This is a genomic window from Candidatus Eisenbacteria bacterium (assembly GCA_035712145.1).
In the GTDB taxonomy this organism is placed as follows: domain Bacteria; phylum Eisenbacteria; class RBG-16-71-46; order RBG-16-71-46; family RBG-16-71-46; genus DASTBI01.
The window spans coordinates 1-15,864 of sequence record DASTBI010000182.1 but is presented as its reverse complement, the minus strand read 5'-3'; the positions used below and the strand labels follow the sequence as shown (position 1 = coordinate 15,864).

The following is a 15,864-nucleotide window of genomic DNA, read 5'->3' as shown; positions in this document are numbered from 1 at the left end:
AGGCGGGGGGCCGGATGCTAGACTTTGCCCCCTCGCTCGCACGGTTGGAGACCCCCGCCTATGCGCTGTCTTGCTTGGCTCCTCACGCTCTCATTGCTGGTGCTCGGTCTCGGCTCCCTGCCGGGGCTGCTGATCTCCCGCACCAGCGATACGCACGACTTCGTTCACTTCGAGAGTTCGCACGTCCACCCGCTGGCGCTGACCCCGAACGGCAACCGACTGCTCGCCGTCAACACGGCGGACAACCGGCTCACCGTGTTCGACCTGGCCGGCGCCTCACCGGTGCGGCTCGCGGAGATCCCGGTCGGCCTCGAGCCGGTGTCGGTCGTGGCGCGGAGCGACGTCGAAGCCTGGGTGGTCAACCATCTCTCCGACGACATCAGCATCGTCGATCTCAGCACCCTCCACGTGAAGGCGACCCTCCAAGTCGGTGACGAGCCGAGCGACGTCGTCTTCGCCGCGGGCAAGGCCTACGTGAGCGTGTCGCAGGAGGACGCCGTCAAGGTCTACGATGCCTCGACACGCCAGTTCCTGCAGAGCATCCCGATCGCCGGGCGGATGCCACGCGCGCTCGCCACCAACGCCGCGGGCACCCGCGTCTACGTGGCGGTATTCCACGCCGGAAACCGCACCTCGGTGCTTTCGGAGCAGGAGGTGACCTTTGGCAGTCCGCCCCGGAGCGCCGCACCCCCGCCCAATCCTCCTTTGAGGCCGGGCCTCCCTCCACCGCCGATCACAGGGCTCATCGTCCAGCAGCAGGCCGGCCAGTGGCGGGACGAAGCGGGTCAGGTATGGAGCTCCACCGCCAATCCCACGGGTCAGCGCAAGATCTTCTACGACCTCTTCGACACGGACGTGGCCGAGATCGCGACGGCGACGAACACCGTGGTCAACACCTTCTCGGACATCGGGGCCGTAAACTTCGGTCTCGCCGTGAGCGCGACCGATGGCCGGGTCGCGGTGACGGCGACGGAGCCGCGCAACCTCACGCGTTTCGAGCCCAACCTGCGCGGTCACATGGTCGACACGCGCGCCGGCCTCATCACCGCGGGGGGTGCGGTCTCGACGTTCGACCTCAATCCGACCATCAACTACGCCACGACACCCGGCCCGCCTTCGGACCTCGCCGTGGCGATCGGCCTTCCCACCGGGGTCGCGTGGGGGTCCACCGGGCAGCGGCTCTACGTCACCGCGCTCGCCAACGACCGGATCGCCGAGATCGACGTCTCGGGCGTGCCCGTGATCACGCGCCGGATGCCGACCATTGCCGGGCCGACCGGGATCGCGGTGGACGCGGCGCGCAACCGCGTGTACGTGCTCGGGCGCTTCCGCAACCAGCTCCAGACGCTCTCTGCGGTCGACCTCTCCGTGGTCGCGACGAACGTGATCGGCTTCGATCCGACGCCCGACGCGATCGTCAACGGCCGGAAGTTCTTCTACGGGGGCTTCACCTCGGGGCATGGCGACCAGGCGTGCGCGAGCTGCCACGTGTTCGGCGATTTCGACAACCTGGCGTGGGACCTGGGCAATCCGCAGGGGAACATGGAGCCGGTCGATCTCACCGGTCAGGCGTTGGCGCCGCTCCTGCAGCCGCAAGTGCACCCCATGAAGGGCCCGATGACCACGCAGAGCTTGCGCGGACTCTCGGCCCCGACTTACGGGGACTTCCACTGGCGCGCCGACCGGGCCAGCCTCGACGCGTTCAACCCGGCGTTCGTGAACCTGATGGGCCGGGCGACCGCGCTTCCCGACACCGAGATAGCGGCCTTCAACGCCTTCGTGGCGCCGCTCGCATACCCGCCCAATCCGAACCAGACGCTCAACCGCGACTTCTCCGACGCCCCGCTCCATTCACCGAGCGCCAAGCGTGGCCAGACGTTCTTCTTCAACCAGCCCGTGGACGGGGGTCAAACCTGCAACTTCTGCCACGCCGCGTCGAGCTTCGGGCCAGGCACTGGCGGCCAGATCACGCCCGCGGCCGCGCTGCAGGAATCACAGGACATGAAGGTTCCGCAGCTTCGCAACATGTACAAGAAGACCGGCTTCACCGATGGGCCCGTGACCAGCAAGCGCGGCTTCGGTTTCATTCACGACGGTTCGACCGACAACCTCTTCAACTTCCTCCGGTTCTCCGGCTTCAACTTCAGCCAGCCCTCCAACCAGACGCCCGACGAGAACCGGCGCGACGTCGAAGCGTTCCTGCTCGCCTTCGACACGGGTCTCGCGCCGTCCGTGGGAGCCCAGGTGACGTTACCCGGCGGCTCGACCACGCGCTTCGACACGCTCGCGGGCGAGGCCCAGCTCGGTCACTGCGCGCTGATCGCCAAGGGTCGTGTGGGCGGGCAGCCACGCGGCTGGTGGTATCAGGGGGCCGGCACGTGGATGTCCGACAAGGCCGGCGAGTCGATCTCGACGACCAGCCTGATGGCGCTGGCCGGTCCGGGCTCGGAGGTCACCGTGACCGGCGTCGCGCCCGGTCTCGGCCGGCGCATGGGAATCGATCGCGACCGCGACACGTTCCTCGACTTCGATGAGGTTCTGGCGGGCAGCAATCCCGGCGACCCGGGGTCGACTCCGAACAACGTCGGCGTGGGGGACGTCCTCAAGGTGGCCGGCATCCGCGGTCTCAAGCCCAACCCGTTCGGCGTCTCCACCGAGCTGACCTTCGGGCTCTCCCGGACCGGCCGTGTCGATTGCGTGGTACACGACCTGCTCGGTCGCCACGTACGCAGCATTGCACGCGGCGAGTGGCGGGAGGCTGGCCTCCAGAGTCTCCGCTGGGATGGCCAGCGCGATGACGGCCGTTCCGCGAGCCCCGGCGTCTACTTCATCCGCCTCACCACCGGCGAAGGAAGCTGGAGCCGCAACGTCGTCAAGCTCCGCTAGATCCGCGTACGTGGACGCGCTTCCGCGCCCCGTGTAGACTCGCGCGCGCTCCGTTGTCGGGAAGGATCCTGGCCCGGAGCGTTCGCATTCCCGTCCCACGAGAGCGGCCCAAATCACCATGAAGGTGCTGGTCACCGGAGCTTCGGGCTTCATCGGCCGGCCGCTGGTTTCACTGCTCGCGGCGCGCGGTCATCACGTGCGCGCTCTGGTGCGTCGCTCCGATGAGGCCCAGATCATTCCCGGCGCCGAGGTCGAGGTCGGAGACGTCCGGGACGCGGGAGCCGTCGACCGCTCCACGCGCGGGATGGACGCGGTCGTCCATCTGGCCGCGGCCACAGGCGTCGCCCGCGCTTCGGTGGCGCGCCAGGTCAATGTCCAGGGCACGCGGCAGGTCCTCGACGCCCTGAAGGTCAATGGCGGCCGACGGGTGGTATTCATTTCCTCGATCTCCGCCTCGCGCGATCGCATGGGTCCCTACGGCCAGACCAAGCGCGAAGGCGAGGCGCTGGTCGCGCAGTCGGCGCTCGAGTGGGTGATCCTGCGGCCTTCGCTGGTCTACGGCCCGGGGCCCGCCGGGCTTTTTGCACGACTTCAGCGCTCGATGAAAGGGCCGGTGCTGCCGATGATTGGGGAGGGCTCGATCGAGCTCGATCCGATCCACGTGGACGACGTGTGCCAGGTGATCGGGCAATGCCTCGAGCGTGACGACGTGCTCTCCAAGACCTACGACCTCCTGGGGCCTGATCGCGTGACTTTTCGACAGTTGATCGACCGTCTCGCCGCTCGGACCGGCGCCACGCCGCGCATCGTGAAGCTCCCGCCGGAGCTGGCGCTCGCGATCGCGCGCGCTCTCGGGGTGGTTCTCGAGCGGCCGCCTCTCACCGAAGACAACGTGCTGGGCATGATCTCTCCCGCGCGCGTGGACGGTGGACCGGCTCGCCGCGATTTCCCGATCTCGTGGACGGGCCTCGAGGCCGGGCTCGAGAAGCTCGGCCAGGCGGCGTGAACCCATGACCGCACCCGCCATCCGCACCACGCTGCTCGATGCTCCGAAGCCGCTGCGCGCCATCCGCGCCGCGGTGATCGGCCTCGGCAAGATGGGCGTCGCGCACACCGCGGTGCTGGCCACCATCCCGGACGTGGAGCTGGTGGGTCTCTCGGATCATCACGCCCCGCTCGGCCGCAGCGTGCGCGGTCTGGGCCACAAGGCGCCGTTCTTCGACAACCCCGCCCGGTTGATCGACAAGACGCGCCCGGAGGCGGTGTTCATCTGCACGCAGCCCGACGCGCACAGAAAGCTCGCCGAGATGGCGCTCGAGGCGGGCGCCGCGATCTTCGTGGAGAAGCCGCTGGCGAACACGCTGTCCGAGGCCGAAGCGATCGCGGCCGCGGTCGAACGCCATGGCAAGCCGGGAGCGTGCGGCTACAACCTGGCATTCGTCCCGATCTTCGCCGCCGCGCACCACGTGCTGCGCACCGGCGTGCTGGGCCAGGTCCAGCAGACCCGCGCCTCGATGTACCTGTCCCAGACCTTCGGACCGCGCAAGGGATGGATGTACGACCTTGCGCGCTCGGGGGGAGGCGTGGTCACCAATGTCTCGTCTCACCTGCTGTTCCTCCTGCAGTGGATGCTGGGCACGCCCGTCGACGCGCGCGCCGAGGGATCGTGGTTCTTCGGCGAGGTCGAGGACGAGGTCCACGCCATGATGCGGCTCCAGAACGGCGCCGAGATCGGCTTCGACTCGTCGTGGAGCGTGCCCGGCTATCCGTACTCGGCGGTGGTGATCGAGTTCGAAGGCCGGAACGGCAAGATGCTGGTGTCGAACGACGGGCTCGAGCTGGAGCTGGCGACACCTCAGGGCGACTGGCCGGCCGGGCTCACGCAGCTGCGCGAAGCCGACCTGCCCCAGCCCGCGCGCTTCGACGTCAACGGCGAGAGCTACTACCTGCAGGACGCCGCCTTTCTGCACTGGGCGACGGGAGGGGTCGAGCCCCCCAACACGGTGGCGGCTGCGCTCGAAGTTCAGCGCATGATCGACGCCATCTATCGCTCGGCGCGCGATCATGGCGCCACCGTGCCGGTGAAGCCGTGAAGCGCACTCCTCCCGAGACGCCGAAGCTCCTGCTCGGCGCCGAATCCCTGCTGGGGTTCACGCGCGCGCCGCGGGACCGGCTGCTCCAGATCACCGCGCGCTTCCGCGAGCCCGAATCGCTGGCCGTGACGTTTTCCAAGGCCATCCAGCTCGGCGCCGACGGCGTGCTGGCGAGCCCTTCACGCGTCCTCGGTGACGCGCTCTCGGAGCTGCGTCACACCGTGCCCGTCTTCGCGCTGCTTCCCAACGTCCCCGAGTACGTGCGCGACTCGTCGGAGCACGGACTGGCCGGGACCGCGATGAAGCGTGTGGCGCGTGCCGGGACGGGCGCGCGGGCGCGTCTCGCCTGGACCGGTCTCACGCGCGTCGGCGGCGTGCTGCGCAGTGACTTCGCCGCGCTGGTGCCGCTGCTGCTCGAGCTCGAGTCCACCTCGTTCCGGCGGTCCGAGCTTCGCGGCGTCGTGCTGGCCGCGGCGATCACCGATCTGGCCCTGGCCGGCAAGCACAAGAGCTTCTTCGACAGCACCGTGCGTTTCGTGCGCCGCCGCTTCCGCGCGGCCGCCGCGTTCCAGACCCACAACCTCGGCCACCTGCTGTCGGCGCTGTCCGAGTGGGGAGTGAGACCGGACTTCGTGGTCGGTCCCGTCAACCCTCGCGGTCTGATGATGAAGCCGACGCCGGCCGCGGTGGAGGCGGAGCTTTCGCGCACCGAGATTCCGGTGCTCGCCAAGGAGCTTCGCGCCGGCGGCGCGGTGCCGCTGGTCGAGGGTGCGCGCTATGCGCTCGAGCACGGCGCCAAGGGCCTGGTGCCCGACCTGGTGGACATCGAGGACCTGAACGCCGAGTTCAAGGAGCTGCACCGCACGCTGACGGAGACCTCGGCGAAAGCGTAGCCCGCCCGGGCCGACGCGTCGTACCCGCATCCCGGAACCGGGGCGCCAAAGAAAACCGCTTGACGCATTGTTCTTCGCGTTCTGGCCCATCTCGGCATCGCTCACCAGAGATCGCGCGACACGGCTCTGGCTTGCGCCCACGAAGCCATTTCGGTTCGTTCCGACCGCGTTTTCAAATCAGCACCCGTTCCTCGCTGTACGAGTCGCTGAGAACGGCGCAATAGCTCGTGATATGAAGTAAGCGCAGCCCCCGGCACACTCGCCCCCGCCGAGATTGCCGTGAGGAACTACTCGCTGACGCATCTGAGCAACGAGACACTGCTGCGCGAAGCGGTCGTCATCGCCGGTCGTGAGCGCACCGCCACCGCGGAGCTGTTGGCTCACATCGCCGAGATCGACGAACGACAGCTCTACTTGCCGGCTGGCTACGCCTCGATGCATGCCTACTGCGTCGGAGAGCTGAAGCTGTCCGAGGAAGCAGGGTTCAAGCGCATCCACGCCGGACGGACTGCTCGTCGCTTTCCACGCATCTTCCGAGCCCTCGCGGAGGGCCGGCTTCACCTGAGCGCCGTGATCCTCCTGGCGCCCCACCTCGATTCGGAGAGTGCTGAAGGTCTGATCGAGGCTGCCGAAGGCCGAAGCAAGTCAGAGATCGAGGCACTGCTGGTGGAGCGGTACCCACGACTGGAACTGGCGACCGGCCTGTGTGCGGTGGCAGTTCCCGAAGATCCTCGATTCGGAAACGCTAGCTCGGCCGAGGTCGGGGAAGCCGTCCAACACGCCCCGGGGCGTGTTGGGGCTGCCTCGAAGATGACGCCAGTCGCCCCCCAGCGATACGCCTTCGAGGTCATCATTGACCAAGTGACTTTCGACAAGCTGAGACGTGCCGAGGAGTTGCTGGCCCACACCGTTCCAGCCGGCGACATGAGCAAGGTCCTAGGACGCGTTCTGGATCTCGCGATTGGACAGCTCGAGAAACGGAAGTTCGGAGCCACAGACAACCCGCGAGATGCGAGACCTTCAACAGACATTCGCCACATTCCTGCCCACGTGAAGCGAGCCGTCTACGAGCGGGACGGCGGCCAGTGCACCTTCGCAGGAGAAAGCGGTCACCGATGCGCCGAGAAAAGAGGCCTGGAGTTCGATCACATCGAGCCGGTGGCCCGAGGGGGCCGGACGACGGTGGAGAACCTGCGACTCCGCTGCAGACCACACAACCAATACGAGGCGGGGCGAGTGTTCGGAACCGAGTTCATGAACCAGAAGCGCGAAGCGGCGCGCAGGGCCAGGGAGCGCATCGACGAGGTGGCGCACTGTCTCCGGCAGCTACGTTACCGGGCGCACGAGGCAAGGCGGGCCGCGGAGTTCAGTGACTCGATCCCGAGCGCCCCGCTGGAGGAGAGAGTGAAGCGCGCCTTGACCTGGTTCGCGCCGAGAGTCTCTAGCGCAGCGGGGTGAGCTCGCCCCCTGCGAGGGGCGAAACAAGGGCTCCCGACCGGGTAGGAGGCTTGGCATGAAGCCGCTCAAGGATCTCCTGCTCCTTCCGGCGCTTGCCGCCGTGCTCACGAGCTGCGATCTGCCGGGTGCCCCGGGCGCGTGCACCCACGATTTCGTGCCCGGGATCGTCGTGGAAGTCTACGATGCCGAGACCGGAGCACGGGCCGCCGAAGGGGTCGATGGCTGGGTCTTCGATGGATCGTACTCGGACTCTCTGCACTTGGACCGCAAGAGCTCGACGGGAGAGTGGCTCAGCCTGAGCGGCGCGGGAGAGCGCCCCGGCGACTATGTCATTCGCCTCCGCAAGCCCGGCTACCGACTGGGTCATGAGCCACGTTCGGGTCGGAAAGGATGACTGCCACGTCATCACCCGCACCGTCGTCGCCCGGCTCCAGCGCGCCCCCTGAGCGGCTCATGTAGAATCGCGGGCCGTGCCCGTGCCCAAGCCTCAATTGCGCGCTCTGCCCTCCGTGGAGGCGCTGCTCCAACATCCCAGCCTCGCCAATGGTGATCGGGATCTTCCCCGCCCATTGCTGGTCGAGGCCGCCCGCGCCGAGCTGGCCGAGGTGCGAGCCCAGATCAAGAAGGGGGGTGGCGCGCCGCCCCCCACGGAGGCGCTCGTCGCCCGGGTCGCGGCCCGCGCGGCCGCCGCGCAGCGCCCGGACCTGCGCCGAGTCCTGAACGCCACCGGCATCGTGCTCCACACCAATCTCGGCCGGGCGCCGCTCTCCCAGGCAGCCCGCGAGGCGCTCGACCGGGTCGCCGTTGGTTATTCGAACCTCGAGTTCGACCTCGACTCCGGGCGCCGCGGCGAGCGCGGGGGAGGCGTCGAGCGCTGGCTCCAGCGGCTGACCGGGGCCGAGGCGGCGCTGGCGGTCAACAACGGCGCGGCCGCGCTGCTGCTGGTGCTCTCGGCGATCGCGGCCGGCCGCAGGGTGGTGGTCTCGCGCGGCGAGCTGGTGGAGATCGGGGGCTCGTTCCGCATCCCGGAGATCCTCGAGAAGAGCGGGGCCTCGCTGCTCGAGATCGGAACCACCAATCGCACGCATCTCCGCGACTACGAGCGGGCGCTCGAGAAGCACAAGGACGTGGGCGCCGTGCTCCGCGTGCATCGGAGCAACTTTCGCGTCCAGGGCTTCACCGCGCAGCCGGAGGTCGAGGATCTGGCGGCCCTCGCCCACCGGAGAAAGGTGCCGCTCATCGAGGACCTCGGCAGCGGCGCGCTCGTCGATCTCTCGACGCTCGGTCTCGAGAAGGAACCGACGGTGAGAGAAAGTTTGACCGCCGGGTGTGACGTCGTTACTTTTTCCGGCGACAAGCTGCTCGGTGCTCCACAAGCAGGCCTGATCGTGGGCCGGAAGTCCTTCGTCGAGCGCGCGCGCCGGGATCCTCTGGCCCGCGCCCTGAGGCTGGACAAGCTGGCTCTGGCCGCGCTGGAAGCGACGCTTCCGGCGTATGCCGATCCGATGCGCGCCGTGCGCGAGATTCCCGCGCTCGGCATGCTCGCGATCGCGGGCGAGGCTCTGGAGCGCCGCGCGAGGTCGTTGGCGGACGCCTTGCGGCAGCGCCTGCCGTGGCTCGAAGTGGAGGTCGAGCGAGGCGCTGGAGAAGTAGGGGGCGGCGCGCTGCCGCTGCAGCGGCTGCCGGGGTTCGTCGTGACGCTCGAGGCGCGAGGCCGCGCCGTCGATGCGCTCGACCGATGGGCACGGGCCGCGGATCCGCCGGTGATCGGTTACATCCGAGCAGGGAAGTTCAGGATGGACGTGCGCACCCTCGGCGACGCCGAAGTCGCGGAAGTGGTCGACGCACTCGCGAAGGCCACACCTCCTTAGAGAGGGGAGACAGGGATCATGTTTCTCCACAGGCTCGAGCTCCAGGGTTTCAAGTCGTTCGCCGACAAGACCCAAGTGCAGTTCGGTGGCGGCGTCACCGGAGTCATCGGGCCGAACGGCTGCGGCAAGACCAACGTTTCGGACGCCATTCGCTGGGTGATGGGCGAACAGAGCGCTCGCCAGCTGCGCGGCGACACCATGGAAGACGTCATCTTCAACGGCTCGCCGACCCGCAAGCCGCACGGCATGGCCGAAGTCCATCTCACCTTCAAGAACGATCGCGGCATCCTGCCCACGGAGTTCAGCGAGGTCACGGTCTCGCGGCGCGTGTTCCGCTCCGGCCTCTCCGAATACTTCATCAACAAGACGGCGTGCCGGCTCAAGGACATCCGCGATCTCTTCTTCGACACCGGCATGGGAAGCCATGCGTACTCGGTGATCGAGCGGCAGATGGTGGACCACATCCTCTCCGACAACACCGGTCACCGCCGGTTCCTGTTCGAGGAAGCCGCGGGGATCACCAAGTACAAGGCGCGCAAGAAGGAGACGCTGGCCAAGCTCGACTTGACCGAAGGCGATCTCGTGCGTCTCAACGACATCGTGTTCGAGATCGAGCGCGAGCTGCGCTCTCTGGCGCGGCAGGTCGGAAAGGCGCGCCGGTACCAGCGTCTGCGCGACGACGTGCAGCGCCTCGACCTGCTGCTCACCGCGGGGCGGGTGCAGGAGCTTTCGCGCAAGGAGAAGGAAGCCGCCGATCAGTGGCAGGAGGAGGCGGTGCGTCGCGAAGGCGTCGCCGCCGAGCTCGATGCGCTCGAGGCCAGGCTCAATGACCAGAAGCTGGTGGCCCTCGAGCTCGAGCGCGAGCTGTCGACCGCTCAGGGCGGGTTGCGGGATCGCGAGGAAGCGCGGAGCCAGGCCGAGCACCAGTCGGTGCTGCTCGGCGAGCGCGCCGCGGGGCTCGAGCGCCGCGGAAGCGAAGCCGCCGAAGAAGCCGCGCAGATCGAGCGCCGTCTGGCCGAGGTGCTGGAGCGGGAGCGCGAGGCGCAGAGCCGGCTCGCGGAGGTCCGCGAGGCGCGAACCCGCGCCGAGGCCGAGCTCGAGGCCGCGGAGCGCGAGCTCAACACGCTCGAGGCCGGACTGCGGGAACGGCGCGGCGTGGCGGCCGGGCATCGCCAGGTCTCGCTCGAGCTCTTCTCGACCGAAGCCGAGAAGCGCGGCGCGTGGGAAGCGTTGCGCGCCCGCGGCCAGTCGCTCGAAGAGCGCGGCCAGTCGCTTGGCGCGCGCATCGAGGAGCTCGCGGCCCGCGAGGGCGAGCGAGCGCGCGCCGGGGAGGCCGCGGAGGAGCGCCGCAGCGGCCTGGCGGACGAGTTCGATCGGACGCGGCGGCGCTGGCTCGAAGCCGATCAGGCCCATGCCGAGCTGACCACCGCGGCGCACGACGCCGAAGAGTCCTTGTCGCGCCGGCGCGAGGAAGCCGCTGCCGCCGACTCCCGCCTGCAGACGCTGCTCGAGCTCAAGCGCAACTACGAAGGCGTGTCCGAAGGCGCGCGAGCTCTGCTGGCCGAAGAGGACCGCGTGCCGGGGCTGCTCGGGATGGTGGCCGATGTCCTGGAGGTCCCGACCCAATATCTCGACGCGCTCGAGGCCTCCCTCGGCGAAGCATCGGCGTTCGTGCTGGCAGAGGACCGCGAGGCGATGGAACGGGCGTTGGGCCGCCTGCGCGGCCTGACGTCCGGGCGCGCGACGTTGATCGACCTCAGCGCGATCGCCGCATCGACGCTCGGGCCGATTCCCAAGGACCCGGGTGTGCGCGGCCGCGCATCGGAGCTGGTGCGCTGCGAGCCGCGCTATCGCCTGCTGGTCGACCGGCTGCTCGGCTCGGTGGTGGTGGTCGAGGACCGCGACGCGGCGGCGCGACTGTCCGCTCAGTCGGAAGGCGGACTGCGCTTCGTGAGTCTCGAGGCCGAGGTCTGGGAGCGCGGACGCGTGCGCGCGGGCTCGACGCGGAGTCTGGCGGGGCTGCTGCATCGTGAGATGGAGGTGCGCGAGCTCTCCGGCCGGTTGGCCGAGCAGCGGCTGACGATCGAGGGTCAGCAGCGGGAGCTGGACTTGCTCGAGAAGCGCCGCGACGACGAGGCCGCCCGTCGCGCCGAAGCGCAGACCGAGCTGGAAGCGCGCCGCGAAGCGCTGGAGACGCTGCTGCGCGAGTTGGAGGGCGCCGAGCGTGAGCGGCAATGGGCGCAACGCGAAGCCGAGGAGCGCCGCTCCGAGCTCACGGCGCTGGAGCACGAGCGCGGAGCGCTTGAACGCGCCGCGGCCGAGGCCGAGCGCGAGCTGCTGGAGTTCCAGGCCGAGCTCGAGCAGGCGCGCGCGCTCGTGGTCGACGCGGACGGGGAGCTCAAGGCCCTCGAAGCCCGCCGCGACCAGGCGGCGACGGGAGCGCAGGCGGCACGCGACACGCTGCTCGCACTGTCCCGAGAGCTCGGTGAGATCGAATCGCGCTGGGCGCGCGAGGAGCAGACCCAGCGGGAGCTCGAAGCCAGTCTGGTCCAGCGGCGTGAAGAGGTCACGCAGGCGGCCGCACGCGTGGCCGAGATCCAGGCCGAGGTCAGCGGGCTCGCCGCGGGTCTCTCGGGCCTGCGTGACTCGGAAGCTTCACAGCGCGAGCGCGTGGTCGAGCTGCAGAACCGCTTCAACGCGCTCAAGGAGGAGATCCAGGGCAGCGAGGAGGTCGTGCGCGATCGCCGCCACGAGCAGGCGGAGCTCTCCGAATTCCTGCACCAGATCGAGATCGGCAAGCTCGAAGCGCGCGCCGAGCTGGAGCGCACCTTCGAGCGCCTGCGCACCGAATACAAGATGGATCCTCGTCGCTGGGAGCCCGAGGCGCCGCCGGAAGGGTTCGATCCGGTGGTGGCCGAATCCGAGCTCACCGCCGCCCGGGAGCGGCTCGGTTCGCTCGGCGCCGTCAATCTGCTGGCGGTCGAGGAGTACACCAAGCGCAAGGAGCGCTACGAATTCCTCACGCGACAGCGCGAGGACCTGCTGGCCGCCAAGGCCCAGCTCCTGGAAGCGATCGAGAAGATCAACACCACGGCCAGCCAGCTCTTCGTGGAGACCTTCGCCAGGGTTCAGGAGCACTTCCGCGACGTGTTCCGCACGCTGTTCGAGGGCGGCGACGCCGAGCTGCGCGCGATCGGCGAGGATCCGCTCGAGTGCGAGATCGAGATCGTCGCCAAGCCGCGCGGCAAGCACCTCCAGAGCATCAGCCTGATGTCGGGCGGCGAGCGCGCGCTGACCGCGATCGCTCTCCTGTTCGGCATCTATCTGGTCAAGCCCTCGCCCTTCTGCCTGCTCGACGAGGTGGACGCGCCGCTCGACGACGCCAACGTCGAGCGCTTCCTCAAGATGCTGAAGCGCTTCAGCGACAAGACCCAGTTCGTGGTCATCACGCACAACAAGGTGACGATGGAAGCGGCCACGCTTCTGTACGGCGTCACCATGCAGGAGCTGGGCGTGTCCAAGCTGGTGTCGGTGCGGTTCGGAGAATCGCCGGCCAGCGCCGAGACCACAGCACCCCGCGAGCTGGCCGAAGCCACCACCGGCTAGGCGCCGGCCATGGATGTCTGGGGACGTCTTCGTCAGGGGCTGGCGAAGACGCAGGCCCGCCTGGGCGAATCGCTCTCCGGAATACTGGGACGCCGCGGCGCGATCGATCCCGCGATGGTGGAATCCCTCGAGGATGCGCTGCTCGCCGCCGACGTCGGGCCCGCCACCACCGATCGGTTGATCGCCGGCGCTCGCGAGAGCATGAAACGCCAGGATCTTTCCCTGCGCGAGGCGCTGGAGAAGAGCGCGGTCCAGCTGCTCTCCACGCGCCGGGCCGCCTTCGAGCCCGGTTCCGAGCGGCCGTGGGTGGCGCTGGTCGTCGGCGTCAACGGCTCGGGAAAGACCACGCTGGCGGGCAAGCTCGCCGCGCGCTTCGCGGGCTCGAATCGCTCCACGCTGCTGGTGGCGGCCGACACGTTCCGCGCCGCGGCGGCGGAGCAGCTCGAAGTCTGGGCCGAGCGTGCAGGCGCTTCGATCGTTCGCGCCAAGGAAGGGGGAGACCCGGGGGCGGTCGTGCACGACGGTCTGGCCGCCGCGCGGGCGAGGGGGGTCGAGATCGTGCTGGTCGACACCGCCGGGCGTTTGCACACCAAGCAGAACCTGATGGCCGAGCTTCAAAAAGTGATGCGGGTCTGCCAGCGTCAGATCGAAGGTGCGCCGCACCACACGCTGCTGGTCCTGGACGCCACGATCGGCCAGAACGCGGTGGCTCAGGCGCGCGAGTTCCACCGGGCCGTGCCGCTCACGAGCCTCGCCATCAACAAGCTGGATGGCACCGCTCGCGGAGGGGCCGTGCTGTCGATCGCGGTCGAGCTGGAGCTGCCGATCAGCCTGGTGGGCGTGGGCGAGGGAGTCGACGACTGGGCGCCGTTCGACCCCGAGGCCTTCGCGCGCGGGTTGTTCGGTTAGAGCGGCGTTTCAGCGGTTCGAGGGGCGCTTCGGCAAAGGCGGCGTCCCCGTGGCGTATTCGGCGAGCGTCGCCTCGATGACCTTGCGGTCGATCGGCTTGCGCTTGTCGGCCGGCACCAGCAGGGCGGTGAGCCCCGTCGAGCCCATCTCGATCAGCTCGGTCCTCCCGCGTGCCCGCTCCAGGGTATTCAGCGGGCCCTTGTCGAACTTCCCGGCCATCCAGGTCTTGCCCTTCTGGTGGTCGTCGACGTCCACGAGGGCCAGATTCGTGATCGGAACCTTGGGCGTCAGGTATGAGGTCCGATCGAGCCGCCGTTCGTAGTAGGTGGTGCTGTCACCGAGCTCCGCCGTCTCGGCATTGACGTAGCGGCGAACCACCTTGCGCGTATCGAACGTTCCGGCGGGAACGGTCACGGTCTCGGCGCCAAGGCTGTCGATCGATGTCGGTCCGTTGTCGTCCTTTTCCCAGTTCACCCGCCGCAGCTGAATCTCGTTCTTTCCGCGGGTATAGAGCCCGATGTCGGGAGTGCCGTCGGGTTTCATTCCATTGATGGTCTTGCGGATGAACCACATGAGGTGCTTTTCCGCCATCGTGTCGCCGAATGCGGCATAGGAAACGAGCGACGCGGTGACCCGCTCCCGGTCACCGGCCTTCTTGGTGCGCGTCTCGATCCAGAAGCACGGCTCTCCCCACCAGACCTCCTCGCCGCCGACCAAGATCGTCACGGTGTAGTCGTCCTTGAAACCTTGTTCACTGCTTCCCCTCGTGTGGTACTTGACCCAGGAGCCCACGGTGAACGTCGGGCGCGTCATGTAATTCACCAAGCCGGAGCCGTCGAGGACGTCGGCGGCCTTCTGCACCCGCTGCGCGTGCGAGCCGAAGGGGACGAGGACGAACACGAGGATGCCGAGAGTCAGGACGGCACGGCGTGTGCTGTGGGGCAATGTCTTTACGGGCTTCAAGGCTCCCTCGGGGGTCGGCGCGGGTCGGACGGGTGGGACGTGGATCGTGAACGGGGGATTATGGCCGAAGAGGGGGGCTCGGGAAAAGGGTCGCGAAGCACCGCGCGCCCGCGGCCTCGCGAGCGGCTACGCGACGTGGGCGCCGCCGCCCTGGCCGACGCGGAGCTGCTGGCGCTGATCGTGGGCAGCGGGACGCCGGGTCGGAGCGCCATCGGCGTAGGCCGGCTGCTGGCGCGCACCCGCCCCGGCGAGCTCGCGGAGTGGCCGCCCGCGCGATGGATGCGGATTCCTGGCGTGGGGGCGGCCCGGGCAGCCGCGCTGGTCGCCGCGTTCGAGCTGGGCAGAAGGGCGGCCAGGGCGCCGGTCTCCGGCGGGCCGATCCGGGGACCTGAAGACGTTCTCGCCCACGTGCCCGACCTGGCCCGAGCACGGCGTGAGCACTTCGTCGTCCTGCTGCTCAACGCCCGCCACGAGATCCAGTGCCGGGAGACGGTCTCGATTGGAAGCCTGAACGCATCGATCGTCCATCCCCGCGAGGTGTTCCGGCCGGCCATCCTGCACGCCGCGGCCAGCGTGGTGCTCGTGCACAACCACCCGAGCGGCGACCCGGAGCCGAGCGAAGAAGACCTCGGCATCACGCGCCGGCTCAGCGAGGTCGGAGAGCTGGTCGGAATCGGCGTGCTCGACCACGTCATCGTCGCGTCGCGCGGCACCGTGAGCTTCCGCTCGCGACGATTGCTGTAGGAAGGCCAGGTCCCCGTAGACTCCGCCCATGCGAGAAGGTGGTTCACGGCCGTTCCTGGGCGAGCAACGCTCGGCGGACATGGCGGCAGTGCTGGTGCCCGTCTATCGGGCGCCGAGCGGAGAGGTCCGCCTGGTGCTGATCCGGAGAGCCGAGCGCGGACGGCACGGCGGTCAGATCGCGTTCCCTGGAGGGCGCAGCGATCCCGGCGACCGGACTCCCGTCGAGACCGCGCTGCGCGAAGCTCACGAGGAGATCGGCCTCGAGCCCGGCCGGGTGGAAGTGCTCGCGACCTTTCCAGAGATCGAGACCCGCGCTTCGGGATTCGTGATCGTTCCCGTGCTCGGACGCATTCGTCCTCCCGAACAGTGGCGACCCGATCCACGGGAAGTGGCGGAGATTCTGGACGTTCCCGTCGCGTTGCTCGCGCTTCCCGAGTCTCG

At 68.9% G+C, this 15,864-nt stretch carries 12 protein-coding genes; 11 read left to right on the top strand and 1 reads right to left on the bottom strand.

Annotated features, from left to right (window positions below; genetic code table 11):
* Positions 1-60 precede the first annotated feature (60 nt).
* The 9 genes from VFQ05_12330 to ftsY all read left to right on the top strand — a co-directional run bounded on the left by VFQ05_12330 (position 61) and on the right by ftsY (position 13,716).
* Entirely contained in the window at positions 61-2,886 is a 2,826-nt protein-coding gene (locus tag VFQ05_12330) for a T9SS type A sorting domain-containing protein (protein ID HET9327552.1), read from the top strand.
* Between the two features lie 118 nt (positions 2,887-3,004).
* Entirely contained in the window at positions 3,005-3,892 is an 888-nt protein-coding gene (locus VFQ05_12325; protein ID HET9327551.1) for an NAD-dependent epimerase/dehydratase family protein, read from the top strand.
* 4 nt (positions 3,893-3,896) lie between these two features.
* Positions 3,897-4,979, top strand: a complete 1,083-nt coding sequence (locus VFQ05_12320; protein ID HET9327550.1) for a Gfo/Idh/MocA family oxidoreductase — start codon at positions 3,897-3,899, stop codon at positions 4,977-4,979.
* Positions 4,976-5,872, top strand: coding sequence for a hypothetical protein (locus VFQ05_12315; GenBank protein HET9327549.1), 897 nt, complete (start codon positions 4,976-4,978; stop codon positions 5,870-5,872). Before VFQ05_12320 ends, VFQ05_12315 begins: the two co-directional genes overlap by 4 nt.
* A gap of 375 nt (positions 5,873-6,247) precedes the next feature.
* On the top strand, positions 6,248-7,330 hold the full coding sequence (locus VFQ05_12310; GenBank protein ID HET9327548.1) for an HNH endonuclease signature motif containing protein: 1,083 nt from the start codon (positions 6,248-6,250) through the stop codon (positions 7,328-7,330).
* 55 nt (positions 7,331-7,385) lie between these two features.
* A complete protein-coding gene (locus tag VFQ05_12305; GenBank protein HET9327547.1) occupies positions 7,386-7,724 on the top strand; it encodes a hypothetical protein in 339 nt (112 codons plus the stop codon).
* An 82-nt stretch (positions 7,725-7,806) separates the two neighbouring features.
* Positions 7,807-9,201 (top strand): L-seryl-tRNA(Sec) selenium transferase, encoded by a 1,395-nt coding sequence (gene selA, locus VFQ05_12300; protein HET9327546.1) that lies wholly within the window; start codon positions 7,807-7,809, stop codon positions 9,199-9,201.
* Positions 9,202-9,219: 18 nt separating this feature from the next.
* Entirely contained in the window at positions 9,220-12,807 is a 3,588-nt protein-coding gene (gene smc, locus VFQ05_12295; GenBank protein ID HET9327545.1) for a chromosome segregation protein SMC, read from the top strand.
* A 9-nt stretch (positions 12,808-12,816) separates the two neighbouring features.
* Positions 12,817-13,716 (top strand): signal recognition particle-docking protein FtsY, encoded by a 900-nt coding sequence (ftsY, locus tag VFQ05_12290; protein HET9327544.1) that lies wholly within the window; start codon positions 12,817-12,819, stop codon positions 13,714-13,716.
* Between the two features lie 9 nt (positions 13,717-13,725).
* Here the strand turns inward: ftsY and VFQ05_12285 are convergent, their stop codons facing one another.
* Positions 13,726-14,679 (bottom strand): hypothetical protein, encoded by a 954-nt coding sequence (locus VFQ05_12285; protein HET9327543.1) that lies wholly within the window; start codon positions 14,677-14,679, stop codon positions 13,726-13,728.
* Between the two features lie 60 nt (positions 14,680-14,739).
* Here VFQ05_12285 and radC point away from each other — a divergent pair, with 60 nt between their 5' ends.
* Together radC and VFQ05_12275 are read left to right on the top strand one after the other, a co-directional pair.
* Entirely contained in the window at positions 14,740-15,423 is a 684-nt protein-coding gene (gene radC, locus VFQ05_12280; protein ID HET9327542.1) for a DNA repair protein RadC, read from the top strand.
* A gap of 28 nt (positions 15,424-15,451) precedes the next feature.
* Positions 15,452-15,864 (top strand): CoA pyrophosphatase (locus VFQ05_12275; GenBank protein ID HET9327541.1); only part of this gene is annotated, 413 nt, incomplete at its 3' end.